The sequence below is a fragment of the Paenibacillus sp. NPDC058174 genome, from assembly GCF_042883865.1.
GTDB lineage: Bacteria > Bacillota > Bacilli > Paenibacillales > Paenibacillaceae > Pristimantibacillus.
In genome coordinates, this window is the sequence record NZ_JBHVUY010000008.1 from 116,735 (window position 1) to 136,304 (window position 19,570).

A 19,570-nucleotide genomic window follows, 5' to 3' on the forward strand; every position below is an offset into this window, starting at 1 on the left:
ATTACGTTTCTTATGGTAGCATGTGTCATTAAGCCAAGTCAAGCCATTCCGTAAAGTTCAAATATTCAGCATATTTTGCCACGATTGGACAAACAATGAAAGAAGCGTAAACACGATAAGGGGGCTTGCGAATTTTGAACGCGAAAATAAAAAGGACTTGCCTGCTGCTTGCGGCCGGCGTCGTCGCTATAAGTTTATCTGCAGGGGGCCGGCTAGGACTAGCCGGAGCAGAAGGGGCGCTAGCAGAACCGGATCAGAAGGCCGTGCAGTCAGAGGGAGGGCAGGCCCGGCAGGTAGCTCTCGTCATCGATGACTTTGGCAACAATATGAACGGTACGGAAGAGATGCTCAATCTGCCGATTAAGTTCACGGTAGCAGTAATGCCGTTTATGCCAACGACCAAGCAGGATGCCGAGGAAGCGCACCGGCTAGGGCATGATGTGATCGTCCATATGCCGATGGAACCCAATAAAGGGCTGAAGTCCTGGCTTGGACCAGGCGCAATTACAACAGATATGAGTGATGCGGAAATTCGCAAGCGGGTGGAAGAAGCCATTGACGAAGTGCCGCACGCGATTGGCATGAACAATCATATGGGATCCAAAGTGACCGCTGATGAACGGGTTATGCGCGTTGTGCTCCAGGTATGCAAGGAGCGGGGACTGTTCTTTCTGGACAGCCGGACTACGTTTAAGACCGTTGTACCGAAGATAACGCAAGAACTGGGCGTTCCGACCGTATCGAATGACGTGTTCCTGGATGACGTATATACGGAAGCACATATCTCCAAGCAAATAGGGATTGTCCGTAAATTTCTGGAGCAGCATGACAATTGTGTCGTTATCGGCCATGTGGGCGCTCCAGGCAAAAAGACCGCCGCAGTGCTGCGGCAGTCTATTCCCGTTATGCAATCCAATGAGCATATTCAGTTTGTAAAAGCTGCCGATATGCTGTCCCCGTCACCGGGTGATCCATTTATATTGCCGAATTCCTGATGCTATGGCATTGGCAATCTGGAGCTGCTGACGAGGATCGGTCAACATTGCCCGGTCCCCGTCATTGCTTATGAAGCCCATCTCGACAATGACAGCTGGCTGGTCTACCCGGCGGAGCAAATAGAAAGGCTTGCCTTCACGCGGATAGTAAGTCGTCTCTTGCTGGCGGTTGAGCGCATCCTGAATGCAAAAAGCAAGCAAAGCGCTCTCGCCGCTTTCCTGATGGAGCACTAGCGGTCCGCTCTTGGAACGGTTTTTCGTCGCATTGACATGCAGGCTGACAAGCAGCTGCGTGTCAATTTCTTCTGTCAGCTGCCTGCGCTGAGACAGGTCACGGCGATGTCTGGAACGGGTAATATGCCAGCGGTTATCATCGCTAAGGGCATAATCGCCGGTCCGATTCAATACGGCGGAAATGCCTTGGCTGTTCAGCAGCAAATACAGCTTTTGGGCGACAGCCAGATTAATATCCTTCTCAAGCACCGAGTCTGCAGAAGCCCCGCCGTCGATGCCGCCGTGCCCTGCATCAATTAGTACGTTAGCGGAGGGCATCGTCCAGCCGCTGTCATTCTCGGATTGCGGTTCATCGGCAGCATCGGGATCCGGAGCCGCATTTGCAAAACTAATGGGAAGCAGCATAAGTAAGGCAGCGGCAAGCTGCAGCATTTTCAACAAAATCGTTCCTCCTCCGTTACTCTGGGACCAAATGCAACATTCTTATCGTGGCTTAATGGAGGAAAACTCATACACGTTTATTAACGAAGGGCACCGGGCAAACTTGTATTAACAAATAAATGAGGTGATAGCTATGGCAAGCGGCAATGATTTGATTAAATACGTAACGGAACAGGTTGTGCACTATATGGAAACGCCCCGTGCCGAGCGCAAACAGACAAAAGCGTCAGCCAGAGCTCAAAGGGAGCACTGGATGACGCGCTGGTTTGGCGTTGGCGCGATGAGCGTATTGTTATGGTGGAGAGGACGAGCAGAGCGTCAGCGGTAAAAGCGTCCGAGCTCAGCAAGCAGCTGAACTGGAATATAACGGCGGCCTTCGCCAAGTTCATCCGTCTCCAATGCGGCGTAGACGATACCGTTATTCCAGTCATGGTAACCAGTAACGGACCAGGCATACAGCATATCGCCGCCATAGCGTTCAGCGACGTATTGCACTTGTTTTTTCGCTTTGACGGCATACAGAAGCTTCGATACATCTTTAGCGCTCGCTTGCAGCGGTGCGGCCTTGGTCAGCCAAGGCAATTTGCCGTATGGATCGAATGAGGGATTGGACACGACACCCTGCAGCTTAATATTGGTTTTCGTTAAATCGATGGCAGGAAGAGCAGCGGCTAGCTTTGCCTCCTTCGTGCTTGCGGTTTCCCATTTCCGTGCATCAAGAGGAAGCCCTTCACCGCTCATCGCGTCGCTGTAGATGGTTCGTTTATCGTCGCTCGTTTTCCAGACGGCAAGCAAGGGATGCACATATAGCTGCTGGTTTGCAGAAGGATGGATAAGGGAGAGCTGCCGCAAAGACTGCTGCAGCGTTTGTTCGTTATATAAGTATTGTCCCAGACCGTACTCGCCGATTGTATAGCCGCCTTGCTCGACAGCTTGGACGACGACATAACCGGCTGTTTTGCCATTCGTGTCTTTAATAAGCGCTAGCCAATTGTGCGTTCCCGGCCCTAAAGGCATTATTTCGAATTTGGCTTGCTTCCAGGAACGGAAATCCGGCTGCTTGGCCATCTCTTTAATCCAGCCTGTCAGCAGGAATGAAATTTCGAAGGTGCTGCTTTGCTCGGCTGGCTCCGCTATTCCATGGACAGTACGCACAGTTATGGGGGATAAAAGCAGCCCGATTGCTACGGCAAAAGTAATTATTTTTTTCAGCCACTTGTGCTTGCGCATCTATACTCACCTCTTCATATAAAGCAGGCTGCACATGCAGCCTGCTTTATTTAATAGAATCTGCTGTTCCTATTGTATGCGGACAAGCCCGGGAAGGCTGTTGCTTATTGTCGCCCTTGCGGCGATTCGTCACGTTCTATTTTTGGCGGATGGATGCGGATTCCGTCTGATTCCGCTAGTCGATGCCCTCCAGATGGAAGATGCCGCAATTTATGGCGGATGCCGTCACCCTCGGCTCGAATTGCCACTTCGTTTCCTGTCTTCTTTGGTTGTATTGCTCTTCGATGGCAGGCTTTGTTTCCTCCGTCGCATGCTTGATCAAGGGCTCATAATAGCTGTCAATCCGGTCTAGCTCTTCCTGCAGCCTCTCTGTTGCTGCCGCGGCCCAGCTGTAATCGTAATTTTTCAGCTTGCGTTCCAGCGCTTGTTCCACTACCGACAGTGCCTTAGTAAGCGACAAGCCGTTTTTCGCAACATGAACGTTGGCAGGCAATCTTGGCGTTAACCGCATCGTCTGCAGCTGATCATGGAACTGTTCAACGATGCTTCCTGTCGCCAGAGACACGCCATAGCTGTGAATTTCCTCGCGTTTCATGTCGCAAGCGAACTCAACGCGCATGTTGACGCCAAGCCAAGCGGTATAAGGAGTCGATGAAAAAGGGGTGTTGGCCTTTTTCTCCGGCTCCTGAAACAAATTGACGTAGCTGCCATAGTTTTTGGCGGCGGCGAACAGCTGCTCCAGCTTGCGGGAGCCGAAATACAGATCCTCGCGCGGCGTTCGGGTGCCGTTCGTCAAGTTGCCTGGCACAAATCCCATGGAACGGCTTAATGCAGCGTTGGCCGCCGCTTCCTGCGGCGACAATGCTGGTGCCGGAGCGGAAGGGGATGCAGTGAGCGCTTCATATTTCTGCTTATCGGTGACGAACAGAAAGGTCATCGTCTCAGGCGGCGATCCGGTGCGGTCAACGAAGCCCCAGTAATAGGGGCGATTGGTCAGCTCGCGGTCTGCCGCGGGAGACAGCTTGACGGTGAAATGCGCTGGAGATTTTTCCAATATGGCGCAATCTGTCGCCTCCAAGTAGCGGTGGACAAATTTATGGACTTGCTTCTCGTTCATGGACGAATCTTCACCTCCACCTGCTGGCCTAAACCTGTCATTTGCGTCAGAATAGCAGCCGGATCGGCCGTCTCATTGCGCAGCTTCACGATAGAGCTGCCGAGCTCATTGATCTGCTTGCTGAGATCGGCATTGCTGCCGCCGGACTGGAGCAGCACCCGGGCGAGCTGCTGCTCCAGCGAGCCTTCCCCTTTTTCAAACCGTTCCAGTATATGATCCAGTTCCCCGATAACAAGCTCGAACAGATTGATTTTTTCATGCAGCAAGTTGACGATATGTTCCTCGATGGTGCCCACCGTGCATAAATTGTAGATATGGACATCCTCGGTCTGTCCGAGGCGGTGAACCCGCCCGATCCGCTGCTCGACCCGCATCGGATTCCACGGCAGATCGAAGTTGATCATATGGTGGCAGAACTGCAGGTTGATGCCCTCGCCCCCGGCTTCCGTTGCAATAAGCACCTGTGCGCGCCCGCGGAACAGATCCATCATCCAGTCCTTCTTGCCGCGGTTCATCCCGCCCCGGTAAGGAACGGCAACCATATTGTTGTTGCGGAAAAACTGCAGCAAATATTCCTGCGTGGCCCGGTATTCCGTGAAAATAATAACCTTCTCATTCATTTGCTGAACGAGCTCCAGCGTCTTCTGGGCTTTCGTATTGGATTCGATCTTGCGGATAAACTCCACGAGCTCCCAAATCTTCGGCCGCATCGGTGAATCCTCGGCTGTCTTCTTAAATAGATTGACGAGCGTTACGAATACGGCATCCCGGCTGCTGCACACTTCCCGTTGCAGGGTGACGAGGGAGAGCATGCTGGTCAGATCGCCGCCGCTCTCATCGTAGCGTTCGCGGACGAAGCCGGTTACGGCATCGTATAGAGCCTGCTCTTCGGGTGACAGCACCAGCGGAATGTTGCGGACGATACGTTTTGTGAACGAAATGCCGCCGTCGCCTCGGCGGTTGCGGATCATAATGCTGGACAATGCGTCCTGCAGCTGGTCTTCGTTTTTCGGAAGCCGTTTATCGACAACGAAATTGGCGGCAAATTCGCTTTGTCCACCGAGCTGCCCCGGCTTCAGCAGCGTAATTAGGTTGAACAGCTCGTCGAGGTCGTTTTGGATTGGTGTGGCCGTCAGCAGCAGGCAATATTTTTTGCGGAGCTGAACGACAAATTGATAGTTGGTCGTTTTTTTGTTTTTCAGCTTATGCGCTTCATCAATAATGATGAGGTCGTAGTCATTGCCCAGTACGAGCTCGCGGTGCGGATCACGCTTGGCAGTATCGATAGAGGCAACTACAACGTCATAGTGCCAGGTATGCTCTTTCTTTTGCGCAACGGCCGATATGCCGAATTTCTGATTCAGCTCTCTTACCCATTGCAGGACAAGGGAGGCAGGCACGAGAATAAGCGCGCGGCGAACGAGACCGCGAACCATATATTCTTTCAGGACGAGGCCGGCTTCGATCGTTTTGCCGAGCCCTACTTCGTCTGCGAGAATGGCCCGGCCGCCCATTTCATGGAGCACCTTGCGAGCTGTACTAATTTGATGCGGCATCGGCTCGAGGCCGGGAAGCGTCCGAAGGCACTGCATATGCTCGAAGCTGTCGATTTTTTTCGCTTGCTCGGCTTCCATTGAGAGCTGATATAACGTCCAGTCGTCCCAAGGGCCGTTTTTCGCCATCCGGCTTTGAAGCTCCTCGAACCAGGAACGGTCCAGCTTCAGATCCACCAATGGATGCAGCTTGCGGGTTGCAATAGCGTTCGAACCGGCTGCCGTCCCGGCGGGATCGGCGTTATGGTTTGTAGAGGACAAGTTTGCGGGCTCCTTTCGGGAAAAAAAGAGATAGTTGCCTATAGTATGACCCTATTGCCGGATATTCATAAGAAAGAGGAGTAGAATAAGATCGAGGAAATTGCGGACGCCTGCGTGTGATTAAAGCTGTAGATGCTGTAAGCCTATTTGGCTGTAGGATAATGAAAATCAATATATAGTATGTTATAATGGTGTTAATATACAATATGTTGCGATTTTGTTATGAGGCCATGTATGGAAAGCCAATTCATAATTTGGGGAGGCTGCTGAAATGGGTGAAGCGGGGAGCAATCGGCTGGAAGGTTTGAGTGAAAAAATATTTTTGGACCGGTATGCTTGGAAAAACGCAGATACGAGCAAAGCCAAGATAGGCGATATCGTACTGGCGCTAACGAAGGATGATCCGAAATTTCCGGCAAAAGAAGTCGGGGAAATCATTTCGCGGGACGGCGATGACGTACAGGTTAAGCTGCGCAGCGGCGATACGGTTAAGACAACCGTCGACAAACTGACGCTGACAATCGAGCATACACCGGATGAGATGTGGGATCGGCTGGCTGCGGCTATGGCTGGGGCGGAAGGGGATGAAGCGGCGCGAAGCCTGTGGACGGAGCGCTTTCGCTATATTTTAGATGATTGGAAGCTCGTTCCGGGCGGGCGGATAGCTGCTGGAGCAGGAGCAAGCGAGGAGCTTACGCTGTTCAATTGTTATGTCATCCCATCGCCTAAGGACAGCCGGGGCGGCATTATGAAGACCTTGACCGAAATGACTGAGATTATGGCAAGGGGCGGCGGAGTTGGCATCAATCTCTCCTCGCTGCGTCCGCGCCGTGCTGTTGTGGCCGGAGTGAACGGCACGTCGAGCGGCTCCGTCTCATGGGGAGGTCTGTTCAGCTATACGACGGGGCTGATTGAGCAGGGCGGGAGCCGGCGGGGCGCTCTCATGCTGATGATTAATGATTGGCATCCCGATGTTATCGACTTCATTACAGTGAAGCAGACGATGGGGCAGGTGACGAATGCGAATCTGTCTGTCTGCATCAGTAATGCATTCATGAAAGCGGTGAAGGACGACGCGGACTGGGAGCTTGTATTCCCCGATACGAAGGATCCTGAGTATAATGACCTGTGGGAAGGCGATCTGGATGCATGGCGGAAGCTGGGCAAAAAAGTGATTCCGTACAAAACCGTCCGCGCCCGCGACATCTGGCATCTCATTATTGAATCCGCTTGGAAATCGGCAGAGCCGGGCGTTGTATTCATGGAATACTACAACCAGATGTCCAACAGCTGGTACTTCAATCCGATCATCAGCACCAACCCTTGCGGAGAACAGGGCTTGCCGGGCTGGGGCGTATGCAATTTGTCTGCCATTAATCTGTCGAGATTTTACGATGAGGCGAACCATGCCGTTGACTGGCAGGAGCTTGCGAAAGTAACCCGCTGGTCCGTTCGTTTTCTCGACAATGTGATTGATACAACGCCTTATCATTTTCAGGAAAATGAGGATAATCAGAAGCGGGAGCGACGGATCGGACTTGGAACGATGGGGCTTGCCGAGCTGATGATTAAGCTTGGTATCCGTTACGGCAGTCCGGAATCACTCGTATTTCTCGATGAGCTGTACGGCTTTATTGCACGGGAGTCCTATCTGGCATCCAGTGAGATCGCTGCGGAAAAGGGTTCTTTTGAGGCCTTCGAGCATGATCTATTCGTGCAAAGCGGGTTTATGCGCAATATAATTGAGGCGTTCCCGGAGGTCGGTGAAGCCGTGAAGCGACAAGGCATTCGCAACGTAACGGTCATTACACAGGCACCTACTGGCAGTACGGGGACGATGGTTGGCACTTCAACTGGCATCGAGCCTTACTTTGCGTTCGAATATTACCGGCAAAGCCGCCTCGGCTACGACAAGCAGCTCGTTCCGATTGCGCAGCAATGGAAGGATGCTCATCCCGGTGAAGAGCTGCCGGATTATTTTGTGACGGCTATGAGCCTGTCTGCTAAAGATCACATTCGCGTTCAAGCGGCAATACAGGGTTGGGTCGACAGCTCTATCTCCAAGACGGCCAATTGTCCGAATGATTTCACCGTGGAGGAGACGAAGGAGCTTTATGAGATGGCCTTTGAGCTTGGCTGCAAGGGCGTGACGATCTACCGCGACGGCAGCCGGGATGTACAGGTGCTGTCGACTCCGGGTGAAGAGAAGAAGGCGGAAGAAGCAGTCGTGGTCGAAGATGGGAAAACGGACGAGGCGGCTGAGGAGGGAACGGTCGAAGCGGGAACTACGGATGAGGCTGTTGGAGAAAGGTTAACTACGGGAAGTGCAGCTGGTGCGATAGAGGTGAAAGAGGGGCCGGCCAGAACGGGAGTAGTCGATCAAGCCTACAAACGCCGGCCGCAAATGCTGCGCGGCGCGACGTATAAGATCAATACGCCGTTCGGAATGGCTTATATTACTATTAACGATCTTAACGGGACACCAGCTGAAATTTTCCTGAACGTCGGTAAGGCAGGCTCCGATGTGTTCGCGATGGCGGAAGCACTGGGCAGAGTATGCTCGCTGTTTCTCCGTTACGGCGATCATGGTAATAAAGTGAAACTGCTAATCAAGCATTTGAAAGGAATTGGCGGCTCCGGTGCAATCGGCTTTGGCGTCAATCGCGTGGAGTCGATTGCAGATGCGGTTGCGAAAGCATTAGAGACACATTTGGAGAGTGTTGATGAGCAGGCGGCTTTGGCTCCGGCGGTGAGTACGGGTGTGTCGAAGTTGAGTGCAAGTGGGGAAGAGAATGCTGTTAAGCATCAGCATAAGCATGGTGAGATCAGCTCGCTGGATCTTTGTCCTTCATGCGGCTCAGCCGCATTGATTAATATTGAGGGCTGCAAGCAATGCAGCAATTGCGGGTATAGTAAGTGTAATTGAGATCTGTACTTGTGATGATTTTGTGATTTTGCATAATAGGTATGAGAAAGAAGGGATTCTTTCTGTATGCTAGATGTTGATGAGCAAACCACGGAATTAGCGAACTGAAATGTAAATTCCGCCCTTCGACTCTCTGATGAGAAGCGAAAGGGCGGAAAAGTTTGCTTTCTCGTTATTCGGAGTTTTTATGCACTTGCTTCAACTGTTGAAGTAACTGATAGATGACCGTTATACAGTCTATAATAAAGGCCTTCAGATTGTAATAACTCTTCATGTTTTCCTTTATCTGCTACCGTTCCATTCTCTATTACAATGATCTGATCCGCGTGTTGAACTGTCGAAAGCCTGTGTGCAATGATGAACGTTGTTTTTCCGGCCATTAAACGATCCAATGCCTCTTGAACTAACCGCTCGGATTCGTTATCTAACGCTGCAGTTGCTTCATCCAGCAACAAAACTGGCGCATTTCTGAGCAGAGCTCTAGCAATTGATATTCTTTGTTTCTGACCGCCTGACAAACGGACCCCTCCCTCACCGATGTGAGTATCCAATCCATCAGGAAGTTCTGAAATGAAACCTAAGGCATTGGCATCCCTTGCGGCTGCTGTGATTTCTTCCTCAGAAGCATCTAACTTACCGAAGGCAATATTCTCCCGGATCGTCCCAGAATACATAAAGCTTTCCTGTGGCACAAATGAGAAATAGCTTCTTAAATCTTGCAATTCCATCTCCCTCGTATTTTTTCCATCTATCTGTATATGACCCCCGTCAGGTTCAAATAAGCCTAATAGCATTTTAAAGACAGTCGTTTTTCCACCGCCACTTGGACCAATTAATGCAATTTTTTGTCCAGCTTCTACATTTATTGAGACATCATTCAGTATCAATCGTTCTGTATTGTAACCGAATGTTAGCCCGACAACTTCTATTTTGTTAATTGCATGATTAACTTTATGTGCAGGAATTTCATGGAACTCGGCTTTCTCGTCCATCGTCTTAAAAATCCGATCCGCGGCACCAAGTGCTTGCTGGAGCTCTCCCCAAGAAGAAGCAAGACCGCTAAATGGCCAAGTCAAATGATTCATAAGCTGTATAAAAGCGATTAGGCCACCTACAGTCATAGAGCCTGACGCTGCAAAGTAAGCCCCCGCAATGAAGGTTACGATAAAGGATAAAAGGCCGACAGCATTAGCCGTAGCAGATAGCGAGGCCTGAATTTTCCCTCCGCGAATTTCAAATTTACTGATATCTTCATTATTCAAGATAAATTTATTAAGCAATGTTTTTTCAAGTCCAAAAGTTTTGAAAATAGTACTTGAGTTCAAAATCTCTTGCAGTACGGAGGTTAATGTTCCAACCCGGCTTTGTAATTGTTGTGAATTGTGTCGAAGAACTTTTCCGAATAATCCTCCGACAAGAAGGGTCATTGGGCCAACAAGCGCACAGATTAAAGCCAGTTTCCAATTGATTGTCATTAAATAAATAAATGAGGATACTGCCAGGATTGGATTGCGAATTAAAGAAAGTATGGTATCACTGCATGCTGTACCGATTGCCTGATTATCATTTGTCATCCGTGTTAGAAGCTCACCGGAATGATTTTCATTAAAATGACTTGCAGGGAGACAAAGTACTTTCTTGAGTGTATCGATACGAATATTTTTCCTGATTTGTGAGGAGACCTTTGATTTTAGATAAGTGTCCAAATAAATGTTTGTAACCGTAAGAAAAAGGATGATAAGGCCTATGGTAATAAGAAGGGGCCAATGTGTTTGAGTTTGAGTGACTGCTGCATCTGTAATTTTGTTTAGATACCAGGCTGTGCCAAGATCCAATCCTATACCGACAAACATTGTTATAAATAAGAAAGTGTAACTGATTTTGTGCTTAAAACAGTAAGCTGTCAGACGCCATAATGTGTTCTTCTGTTTCATTAAATCGCCTTCCTTTACTAAAGAGTTAATTTTAGCTAAACAAAAGCTCTCAAATAAAACATCCGCAAGACATCCCTTCAACATCTATATACCATCCCCACAGATGGTATACTACCTTAAAAATCCATTTTATGCAATTCGCTTTTCTGTTCATTTTGCTTGACAGAGGAAAATTATGTAGGCATAGTTGAAGAAATAGAGTACAAAGAAGGGGAGTGCTGGATATTCCTGAGTTAGAAAAAATAACGATAAATCTTGGGCCAATGGATCTTGGACAAATTGATCTATTAGTAGACCAAGGTTACTATACAAACCGCAGTGATTTTATTCGTATCGCCATTAGAAGGCAATTAGACAGTCATGCAGCTGAGGTAAAGGAGTTCAAACATACACAGTACTTTGCTTTCGGTGCGCTGGAATTTGATCGCAATCGATTATTGCAAGCAATTGAAGAGAATGTGAAAATCGATATTAAGCTCGTCGGTGCTCTCATCATTGCAAAAGACGTTACAAGAGAATTAGCAGAAGAAGCCTTCGGTAAAATTCGGGTTTTCGGAATTATCAGAGCTCCAGAGTCAGTGAAAAAATGGCTCATTCTTATGAATGATAAAAAATAATTGATTTAATTCCCGCTAGAGCGTTTATACAAACTAGGTAACTCAAATTAAGGAAGTGTGACATGCTTCATCTTTATTATCTTAAGATGGATCGAGAAATGGCATCTATGGAACGGGAAGAATGGCTGCCTTACGTTTCTGAAGAAAGACGAGAGCGGGTGGCGCGCTTTCATTATGCGAAGGATGCGCAGCGGTCATTGTTTGGGGAGCTATTGGCCAGGTATGCATTGTGTGAAAGCACAGGGCGGGGAAATAGTGAGTTGAAGTTTATTCAGAATCCGTTTGGTAAACCGATGCTGGCAAGGGAACAAGATGAGAGGGAGATTTACTTTAATCTATCTCATTCTGGACAGTGGGTAGTATGCGCAGTCGATCACACCCCGGTTGGCATCGATGTTGAAGAGTTGAAGCCAATATCACTCGACATTGCTAGACGTTTCTTTTCCAAGGATGAGTACGAGGCGCTGCTTCGAGAACCGGAGTTAAGCCAGCAGCAATACTTTTATGCGTTATGGACGATGAAAGAAAGTTTTATAAAAGCAGATGGCCGAGGGTTATCGTTGCCGCTCGACCAGTTCACGATCGATGTTGCCCAAGGCCGAGTGCAATATCAACAGAAATGGCAAGATAGCCGATTGTGGCACAGTCAACTGGATGAGGAGCATATGCTGGCCGTTTGTGCTTCTTCGGAATTACATAACGTAACGCAGTATTTTACGTTGAGTGACTTCGTAAGGATGGTTCCGGATAAATTGGATTTGATAGGATAGCAAAAAATGACTAGTAATTGAAGGCGGTAAGATCGTAAAACAGATAATTTCAAATGCCGCCTGCCGTCGATAAATAATGCAAAATTAAACCCAGTACCACGACGGTACTGGGTTTATTCTATCTGGAGAAAAGGAAAGATGAGTTCATGCATTCGGCTGCATGTAGAGGGGTTATTAATTAGGACTGCAGAGTTGGCGCTTGTTGTGTCTCTAAATACTCCAATGCATTGTAGACCATCTCTGCGGCTTCACCGCTTGTAATTTCTTTTTTCGGATTGAAATTGTAGTCTGCATCGAGAGTAGCTATGCCAAGGATGAGTGCACGCTTCACATCCCAGCTTAGCTGTTCTCTATTGCTGGAGTCTTCATTAATTGCTGGCAGTTCGGTTTTCTTCTCCAACGCGATCATTAGGTAATGTGTGAATTCTTCCTTGGTCCAGACCTTTTTCGGATCCAGATCATTCGGCAAACCGAGATCGTTAGCCGCTGCAATAATCAGAGCTTGCGCATAGCAAGCTTTATCATCCGCCTTCTTGAAGTAATCTGTAGCATGAGGTTCTTTAAAGAAACGAATCGTATCCAGATTGAATCCAAACGCATTGACTAACAGTTGCACGCCTTGAGCAGCGGGAAGAGTAGCACTAATCTCTACGCGACCCTTGTGATCCCCTTTCATGATGCCCTTATTTTGCAGCGAAGAGACTGAGATTTGGATCTTGGCATTATTCGCTTCTTGAAATCCTTGTCCAGCAGCGGCAAAGCTATGTCCGGCTATGGTAAGGGAAAGAATTGCGGTGGCAGTTACTGCAAGTATTTTAAATTTGTTTTTCATGTCTATCACCTCGTTGTAGTATTGAAGCTCCGATCTCTTAAACGAGCATCGTTTAATAATGTTGCACTCTTATGGTAAATATCAGTAAAGCATCAAGTACCCTCAATTCTGGAGAAATATCGCTTTCACTATTTTGCAAACGATGGCTTTGTCTTGTCAGTACACATGGACATCTCTATTAAGGGGATAGAAATGAGCGTCGCGAAACGAATCGTCGAGGGAGCTTATAATGTTTGCCCGTATTCCCGGGCGACCCGCGGTAATATCGAAGTTATTACAAACGTAGTGGACTGGTGTGTGATTAATCCAATCCATACAATGGGAATATGAGATCAAAGCTCAAGCATATTAGCTTGGGCTTTTTGCTGTTTTAGAAGTAGAATTCAGATAAATCAGCTAAAACCAATGCAAAAGCTGCAGTTATTTTGAAAACGGTCAGGGTTTGTGGATTATTGTGGTTTTAAAATCGGAATCATGCGCCAAATTTACATAAAATCAACTTTTCGTTAACTCTAAGCTTACATTTTGTCATTAATATTGTAATTAATCCACAACAAACAAAAATAAACCACAAAATAGTGATGTAAATATTGTGAAGTGAGGTTTGATTATGTCCCTGTCATTCGAGAAAAGAAAGAAGAGAATTTTAGAGGTGTTAAGAAGGGAAAGCCGTGTTGAAGTTCCGGTTCTGGCTGAGCAGCTGCAAGTATCCGCGGAGACGATTCGCAGAGATCTGGAGCGTCTTGATCGGGAAGGAAATTTGAAAAAGGTGCATGGAGGGGCAGTCAAGCTGGAGTCGGATTCACAGGAGCTCCCTTTCGAGATGAAGACAAAGCTTTATGCGCAGGAGAAGGCGGCAATCGGAAAACAAGCAGCCGCTTTAATCAATGATGGAGATACAGTCATGCTGGGCAATGGCACGACTACCATTGAAATTATTCGCAATCTGGGAGAAAGCCAGGACGTGACAATCATCACTCACTCGACGCCGACACTGTTGCTGGCTCTTGAGAGCTTTCCGGGAAGAATCATTTTCATTGGCGGTGAAGTCAACAAGCGACAAAAATCAGTAGAAGGCCCGCTGGCTGAATTGGTGATCAATCAATTGCGAGTTAACAAAGCTTTTATATCGGCTGGAGGGGTTTCTTTAGTAGAGGGGATTACCGACTATCAGCTGTCCGAGGCCAAGATTTCAAGAATGATGATGGAGAGGGCTGATGAAACGTTCATCCTGGCGGATTCCTCGAAGCTGGGAAGAACGACCTTTGCCAATGTATGCCCATTGGACGATGTATATATGTTTATTACAGACAAGCACTGCAGCCAGGAATGGAAGCAATATTTATCAGATAAGGATATTCGGGTTTTTATAGCTGAAGCAGAATAGCAGATAGCTGGAGCCTAGTTTTGAGAAAGATATACAGCTTGAATAAACAGGAGGAGCTAGGTTGTGAAGCGGATTGCTATTGATATGGATGAGGTTATTGCAAACACAGCAATCTCACTCTTGAATTTATTTAATCAACAATATGATCAGGATGTAACTAAGGAAGAACTTGAAGGAAAAAGCTTGATTCAAGTCAGACCGCATTATCGAAAGGAAATTGAGAGCTTTTATACTTCGGAAGCGTTTTTTAGAAGTCTAGATGTCGTATCGGATAGTCAGACGGTAATTGTCGAGCTTCAGGAGCAATATGAGATTTTTATTGCGACAGCAGCGATGGAGGTGCCGGCTTCCTTCAAGGCAAAGTACGAATGGCTGAAGGAGCATTTTCCGAGCATTCAGGACAGCCATATCGTATTCTGCGGGGATAAAAGCATAGTTAACGCCGATTACTTAATTGATGACAATTTGAACCAGCTTCATTTATTCAGAGGAGAAGGGATTCTGTATAGTGCCCCTCATAATAGATTTGCTACCGGCTTTACTAGAGTAGACAACTGGCTGGATGTAAGAGAGTTATTCGTGAATAAGGGGTTTATATAAATGAAACATGGACGAACGTATAATGCAGCAGCTTTAAATCATGTTGTCACACCTCTCGCTCATTGGAGGTTTTCACAGCAGGGCGTGCTAAGCGGATCTGTTAAAGATGAGAACCTCGTTATACGGGATGAAAGCGGGAATGGCAACAGTATTATGCTTGCGGTTGCGAATACAACAAGCACTGAGCCAGCAGCAACTCTCAATTGTATGTCATGGGAGCATAGCGGGTCTAATACCTTTCTGCAATTGAACAATGATAGAAACGCTAGAGGAAATGGTTACTACTTTCGCACAGAACAGAATGCGCCATTAAACAAAGAGACTTTTGTAAAAGGCTTTACAATCGAAGCGATTATAAGCCTGCCAGATCCATTTGATCATAAGATTCATAGCTGGATGGGCGTTGTAACAAGACAAGGTCAAGGTGCAGAGCTAGACCGGACCGGCGAAGCTGAGGTGCTGGCAACCATGTCGGTGTCCAACTGCAAGGAAATCCAGTGGGTAAGCCATCCAATGAATATGAGTACCTCTACTACTAGCTGGTCACGTTATTTGGAGGAGGGCAAGTGGCATCATATTGCCATTGTTAATGATACACAAAGAACACTGCTGTATGTAAATGGCATCTGTGATTACAACAGTCCTGTTGAGCCTATTTCTGGTATAGCTGCTATAGAAGGCAACGGATGGAATATTGGAGCTTCTGAATGGGGTGGCCGAATTGACAACTTATTCAGTGGAGCCTTGAAGGAAATAAGAATTTCAGGCCTGCCGCTCCATCAAGAAGATTGGCTTTCATTTGCTGCTGAAGAGGAGCTTCTTGAAGGGAGATATACCGGCGAACCGCAGCTTACAGGAGAAAGTAATTATCACTTCATTTTTGTACCTGATCCGCAAATGCAATCGTACTTGAATCCGGAAATGCTGGAGGCGCAGACAGAGTGGATTGCGAAGCAGCAGCATGATTTACAAATTGAGATGACTGCCTTTGTTGGTGATTTCGTTCATAATAGCGACTCAACTGTTGAATGGAACAGGGCATCGTCAGCTGTATTAAAGCTGGATGAGAGTGATGCTGCTTATATGGCAACTGCGGGCAACCATGATTACGACCATACTCATGCGTATCTTCGATTTTTCGGACCGCAGCGGTTTGCAAGCAAAGCTTATTATAAAGGCTTTTCACCTTCGCGTTATAGCTCATATGCCATTAAGAATGCAGGCAGCTATAACTATTTGTGGCTAATGGTAGATATGCAAAATGTACGCGTGGACCTAGCATGGTGCAAGGAAATATTAAGCAAGTATGCTCAGTATCCAACCATTCTAGTATCTCATGACCTGATATATATGCTTTCTCATGGCGACACGAACATACCGTATGAATCAGAGAATGGCGCTTTCATATGGGAACAGCTAATTAATCCGTATCAACAAGTCTTTATGACTGTTAATGGACATTTTAATGGCAATGTGCATCAAATTTGCTCCAATGAAAACGGGCAGGACGTTATTCAAATGCTGGTGAATTATCAGGATCGTTATCGCGGTGGAAACGGATGGCTTCGATTAGTGGAGCTGGACGAGCAGAACAATGCTATAAAATGCCGAAGCTTTTCACCTTGGGTTGCTAAGCTGTCTGAAGATGCAGTGCTGCAATATCCTGACTATCTTTTCTTAACCGGAGACTATGACGAGTTTGAGTTAAATTTTGATTTTGCAGCGAGGTTCGCTTTTGTAGAGCAAAATAAAATGGGAACAAGCAGCTGAATTTTAAATTCAGAATTTTCCAAAAATTTGTCAGGCGGAGAAGCTGAAGGCTTTGATTAGTCAGAGAGCCTCTTAAAAAGGAGTATGAACAGCATGAGCTCGAAAATTTCGGCAGTTGCCGGAGGAGAGAAGAATCATTTGCATACATCAGCAGGTAATAGAAAGATGAAGCGAATAGGCAGGCATTATCAACTATATTTGATGCTGCTTCCATGTATTGTATTCTTTATTATTTTCTCGTATTGGCCGATGACTGGTCTTGTACTAGCATTCAAGGATTTTCAATTCAATAAAGGAATTTACGGCAGTCCGTGGATTGGCTTAACCTACTTTGAACAGTTTTTCATGGACCCGCAAAGCTGGCAGATTATTAAGAATACACTAGTCATAAGTATGATGAAAGTATTTCTGGCCATGCCATTTCCGATTATTCTTGCCCTAATGTTTGCTGAAATTAAGCGTAAAAAAATACAAGGCTTAATTCAAGGTATTGTATATTTGCCGCATTTTCTATCTTGGGTTATTGTCATTGGTCTTATCCAGCGCATCCTTGCGCCGGATACTGGCTTAGTCAATCAAGTGATTTCATGGTTTGGCGGAGACGGAAGCACATTTTTCTTAATGAAGGAAAGTGCGTTTTATCCAATCATGTTCTGGAGTCATATATGGAAGGAGATCGGCTGGAGCTCCATTATTTATTTTGCTGCCATCGTCGGCATTAACCCTTCCCTATACGAGGCTGCCAAAATCGATGGTGCTAACCGACTGCGTCAAATATGGCATATTACACTGCCGGGCATACGCGCAACTATTCTCATCGTTTTTATATTATCTCTGGGCAATATTCTATCAGCAGGCTTTGATCAGATTTACATGTTGAAAACACCAGGCAACATGAATATATCCGAAATACTGGACACCTATATTATTTATATGGGACTTGAAACTGGACAGTTTGGCTTTGGAACAGCACTTGGTCTAATGCAAAGCATTATCGGCTTAATTCTTGTACTAGCTGTTAATAAAGCATCTCGCAAATGGTTTGAAACTTCTTTGTGGTGATACGGCGTGAGCCTTCACAAATACAACAAGATGGTCAAGGAGAGGGAGAAATCAGCAATGAAGAACAAAGGTTGGTCGAAAGCGGTTTTGCTAATGTTAGCTGTAATGATCGTATTGACGGCGTGTACAGGAAAATCTTCTTCTGGTTCAAGTGAGTCAGGGAATAGCGGTACTCCATCGGACAAGCCGGCAACCTGGATTGCGGATCGCAAAATTAAAGGTTTGATTTTCATGGGCAGTGATGTTGATGAGGAGATGAATCCTGAAATTTTAGCGAAGCTAAAAGAAATGACAGGTATTGAATTGCAGCTTCAAGCGATTGGACATGACGACTCTACAAATGCGCTGGCTGCAGGTCTGGTTGCTGGTGATTTGCCTGACTTTATTGGCTACTATTTGGACCACAGCGGCCGTCCAGAGATGGAGATCATTAATAAAGCTGCTCGCGAAGATGTGTTCCATGATCTTGCTCCTTATTTGAAAAAAACGAAAATATATAGCAAATATTTTGAAAAAGGATATTTGCCAATCGATACAGAGTATGGCGTTATGTTCCGTCCGGAGTATAATGGCTCAGCTTATACGGTGCACATTAATATCCCGCGTGAAGGTGGCTACAACGTACGAAAATATGTTGCTGGTCCGTACATCCGCAAGGATATTGCAGATGCGCTTGGCGTAGATCCGCGCAAGATTACGACTTCAGAGCAATTGTATGAACTTGCAAAGAAAATTAAAGATGGACACTTTAAAGATAATAACGGAAAAGAAGTATCTCCGATTGGGCCTATTATTTGGGGCGGTGGCGATCGTCCAAGTTTGTACAACGATCTGGTATGGACAGGTTATAACGGTGAAGGCTTCAAGCATGATGCAGCAACAGGGAAAATCATGCATGAAAGCCAAACAGACTATGGCTTGAAGCGAGTGGAATTTGTTCAGAAGCTGCTTAAAGAAGGACTTATGCACCTAGAGTATTACACGATGGAAGAAACACGTGCTAAAGAGGGGATGCTGAACAATTCATTTGCCATTATAGGCGAGATGCAAAACTATGTGGCTGAGAATAAGGATGGTCGTTATATACCGCTAGGTCCGCTAAATTCGGTGGATGGTCCTTATAAGATGGAATTGCCATTCAAAAGCGGGTATGGTGGATGGTCGATTCCAAAAACGACTAAAAACCCAGAGGATATTGTAAAGCTTGCTGATTTTCTTGCCAGCCGAGAAGGTAAACTGCTGTGGATGTATGGTATAGAAGGACGCGACTATGATCTGGATGAAAAAGGAAACCCAGTGCCGAAAAAAGAAGTGCTGGATTTGCTTGAGAAAGATCCAGCCAAGGCAAAGAAGTTAGGCTTTAGTGGAGTAGGCAATGACTGGGGCTGGTACTTAGGCGGTACTGACAAAAACGACTTGGAAGATTTCGGTGAAGCTCCTTATGGCTCTTCTTTAACGCCTGATAAGGATAAAATGCCTTTATCCCTTGCTGACTATTGGGGTTATGACGAAAAGCATAAAAACGCTGAAGTGAAAGACGGTTATGCTGCCCTTGCCTTTATTGGACAATTTAATAAAGGAAACCAGCTGACAATGGCGCTTGATAAATACAAAGAAAGCATGATCAGAGCATACTATGCGAAGGACATGAACGAAGCCAAAACGATCCTTGATGCAGCAGCGAAGCAGCTTCAAGCTGCTGGCCTTGAGGATTATATCAAGCTGCTAGAAGAGAAAGATAAGGATCCGCAAACAAAATTGCTATTCTAATAGCTTATAGGCAGTCATACGCGGCAGAAGCCTTCTCCTTTATAGGCAGAGGGCTTCTGTCAAATGAAACG

The 19,570-nt window shown here is 46.6% G+C and carries 16 protein-coding genes; 10 read left to right on the plus strand and 6 right to left on the minus strand.

What is annotated here, in order from left to right:
• Window positions 1-134: 134 nt before the first annotated feature.
• A complete protein-coding gene (locus tag ACFVVF_RS25810; RefSeq protein WP_387815628.1) occupies window positions 135-995 on the plus strand; it encodes a divergent polysaccharide deacetylase family protein in 861 nt (286 codons plus the stop codon).
• Here ACFVVF_RS25810 and ACFVVF_RS25815 read toward each other — a convergent pair.
• The gene (locus ACFVVF_RS25815) at window positions 960-1,661 is read right to left on the minus strand and encodes an N-acetylmuramoyl-L-alanine amidase family protein (RefSeq protein WP_387815745.1); all 702 of its coding nucleotides are present in this window, start codon (window positions 1,659-1,661) and stop codon (window positions 960-962) included. The two genes, ACFVVF_RS25810 and ACFVVF_RS25815, sit on opposite strands and share 36 nt — an antisense overlap.
• A gap of 142 nt (window positions 1,662-1,803) precedes the next feature.
• Here ACFVVF_RS25815 and ACFVVF_RS25820 point away from each other — a divergent pair, with 142 nt between their 5' ends.
• Complete coding sequence (locus ACFVVF_RS25820) at window positions 1,804-1,998, plus strand: YqzE family protein (protein ID WP_081735053.1); 195 nt, start codon at window positions 1,804-1,806, stop codon at window positions 1,996-1,998.
• On the opposite strand, the gene ACFVVF_RS25825 is transcribed toward ACFVVF_RS25820, so the two are convergent.
• The 3 genes from ACFVVF_RS25825 to ACFVVF_RS25835 form a co-directional block, all read right to left on the minus strand.
• A complete protein-coding gene (locus ACFVVF_RS25825; protein WP_387815630.1) occupies window positions 1,989-2,900 on the minus strand; it encodes a hypothetical protein in 912 nt (303 codons plus the stop codon). The genes ACFVVF_RS25820 and ACFVVF_RS25825 overlap by 10 nt on opposite strands.
• Window positions 2,901-3,075: 175 nt before the next feature.
• Window positions 3,076-4,017 carry a YqhG family protein gene (locus ACFVVF_RS25830; RefSeq protein WP_387815632.1) on the minus strand — a complete coding sequence of 314 codons (942 nt, stop codon included), beginning with the start codon at window positions 4,015-4,017 and terminating at the stop codon, window positions 3,076-3,078.
• The gene (locus ACFVVF_RS25835) at window positions 4,014-5,774 is read right to left on the minus strand and encodes a DEAD/DEAH box helicase (RefSeq protein ID WP_387815747.1); all 1,761 of its coding nucleotides are present in this window, start codon (window positions 5,772-5,774) and stop codon (window positions 4,014-4,016) included. The genes ACFVVF_RS25830 and ACFVVF_RS25835 overlap by 4 nt, the downstream gene beginning before the upstream one ends.
• A gap of 328 nt (window positions 5,775-6,102) precedes the next feature.
• Here ACFVVF_RS25835 and ACFVVF_RS25840 point away from each other — a divergent pair, with 328 nt between their 5' ends.
• The gene (locus ACFVVF_RS25840) at window positions 6,103-8,757 is read left to right on the plus strand and encodes an adenosylcobalamin-dependent ribonucleoside-diphosphate reductase (RefSeq protein WP_387815634.1); all 2,655 of its coding nucleotides are present in this window, start codon (window positions 6,103-6,105) and stop codon (window positions 8,755-8,757) included.
• Between the two features lie 185 nt (window positions 8,758-8,942).
• On the opposite strand, the gene ACFVVF_RS25845 is transcribed toward ACFVVF_RS25840, so the two are convergent.
• Window positions 8,943-10,775, minus strand: coding sequence for an ABC transporter ATP-binding protein (locus tag ACFVVF_RS25845; protein WP_387815636.1), 1,833 nt, complete (start codon window positions 10,773-10,775; stop codon window positions 8,943-8,945).
• A 131-nt stretch (window positions 10,776-10,906) separates the two neighbouring features.
• Between ACFVVF_RS25845 and ACFVVF_RS25850 the strand changes: the two genes are divergently transcribed.
• Both ACFVVF_RS25850 and ACFVVF_RS25855 read left to right on the plus strand, forming a co-directional pair.
• Window positions 10,907-11,308 (plus strand): ribbon-helix-helix protein, CopG family, encoded by a 402-nt coding sequence (locus tag ACFVVF_RS25850; protein ID WP_387815638.1) that lies wholly within the window; start codon window positions 10,907-10,909, stop codon window positions 11,306-11,308.
• 62 nt (window positions 11,309-11,370) lie between these two features.
• Window positions 11,371-12,078 carry a 4'-phosphopantetheinyl transferase family protein gene (locus tag ACFVVF_RS25855; RefSeq protein WP_387815640.1) on the plus strand — a complete coding sequence of 236 codons (708 nt, stop codon included), beginning with the start codon at window positions 11,371-11,373 and terminating at the stop codon, window positions 12,076-12,078.
• A gap of 178 nt (window positions 12,079-12,256) precedes the next feature.
• Here ACFVVF_RS25855 and ACFVVF_RS25860 read toward each other — a convergent pair whose 3' ends face one another.
• Window positions 12,257-12,910 carry an S-layer homology domain-containing protein gene (locus ACFVVF_RS25860; RefSeq protein ID WP_387815642.1) on the minus strand — a complete coding sequence of 218 codons (654 nt, stop codon included), beginning with the start codon at window positions 12,908-12,910 and terminating at the stop codon, window positions 12,257-12,259.
• 610 nt (window positions 12,911-13,520) lie between these two features.
• On the opposite strand from ACFVVF_RS25860, the gene ACFVVF_RS25865 reads away from it, so the two are divergent.
• The 5 genes from ACFVVF_RS25865 to ACFVVF_RS25885 all read left to right on the plus strand — a co-directional run bounded on the left by ACFVVF_RS25865 (window position 13,521) and on the right by ACFVVF_RS25885 (window position 19,499).
• Complete coding sequence (locus tag ACFVVF_RS25865; protein ID WP_387815644.1) at window positions 13,521-14,297, plus strand: DeoR/GlpR family DNA-binding transcription regulator; 777 nt, start codon at window positions 13,521-13,523, stop codon at window positions 14,295-14,297.
• 63 nt (window positions 14,298-14,360) lie between these two features.
• Window positions 14,361-14,897, plus strand: coding sequence for a 5' nucleotidase, NT5C type (locus tag ACFVVF_RS25870; protein ID WP_387815646.1), 537 nt, complete (start codon window positions 14,361-14,363; stop codon window positions 14,895-14,897).
• The gene (locus ACFVVF_RS25875) at window positions 14,898-16,667 is read left to right on the plus strand and encodes a LamG-like jellyroll fold domain-containing protein (RefSeq protein WP_387815648.1); all 1,770 of its coding nucleotides are present in this window, start codon (window positions 14,898-14,900) and stop codon (window positions 16,665-16,667) included.
• Window positions 16,668-16,760: 93 nt separating this feature from the next.
• Window positions 16,761-17,729 (plus strand): ABC transporter permease, encoded by a 969-nt coding sequence (locus ACFVVF_RS25880; protein WP_387815650.1) that lies wholly within the window; start codon window positions 16,761-16,763, stop codon window positions 17,727-17,729.
• Window positions 17,730-17,786: 57 nt separating this feature from the next.
• Window positions 17,787-19,499, plus strand: coding sequence for an extracellular solute-binding protein (locus ACFVVF_RS25885; protein ID WP_387815652.1), 1,713 nt, complete (start codon window positions 17,787-17,789; stop codon window positions 19,497-19,499).
• The last annotated feature ends 71 nt before the right edge of the window (window positions 19,500-19,570 follow it).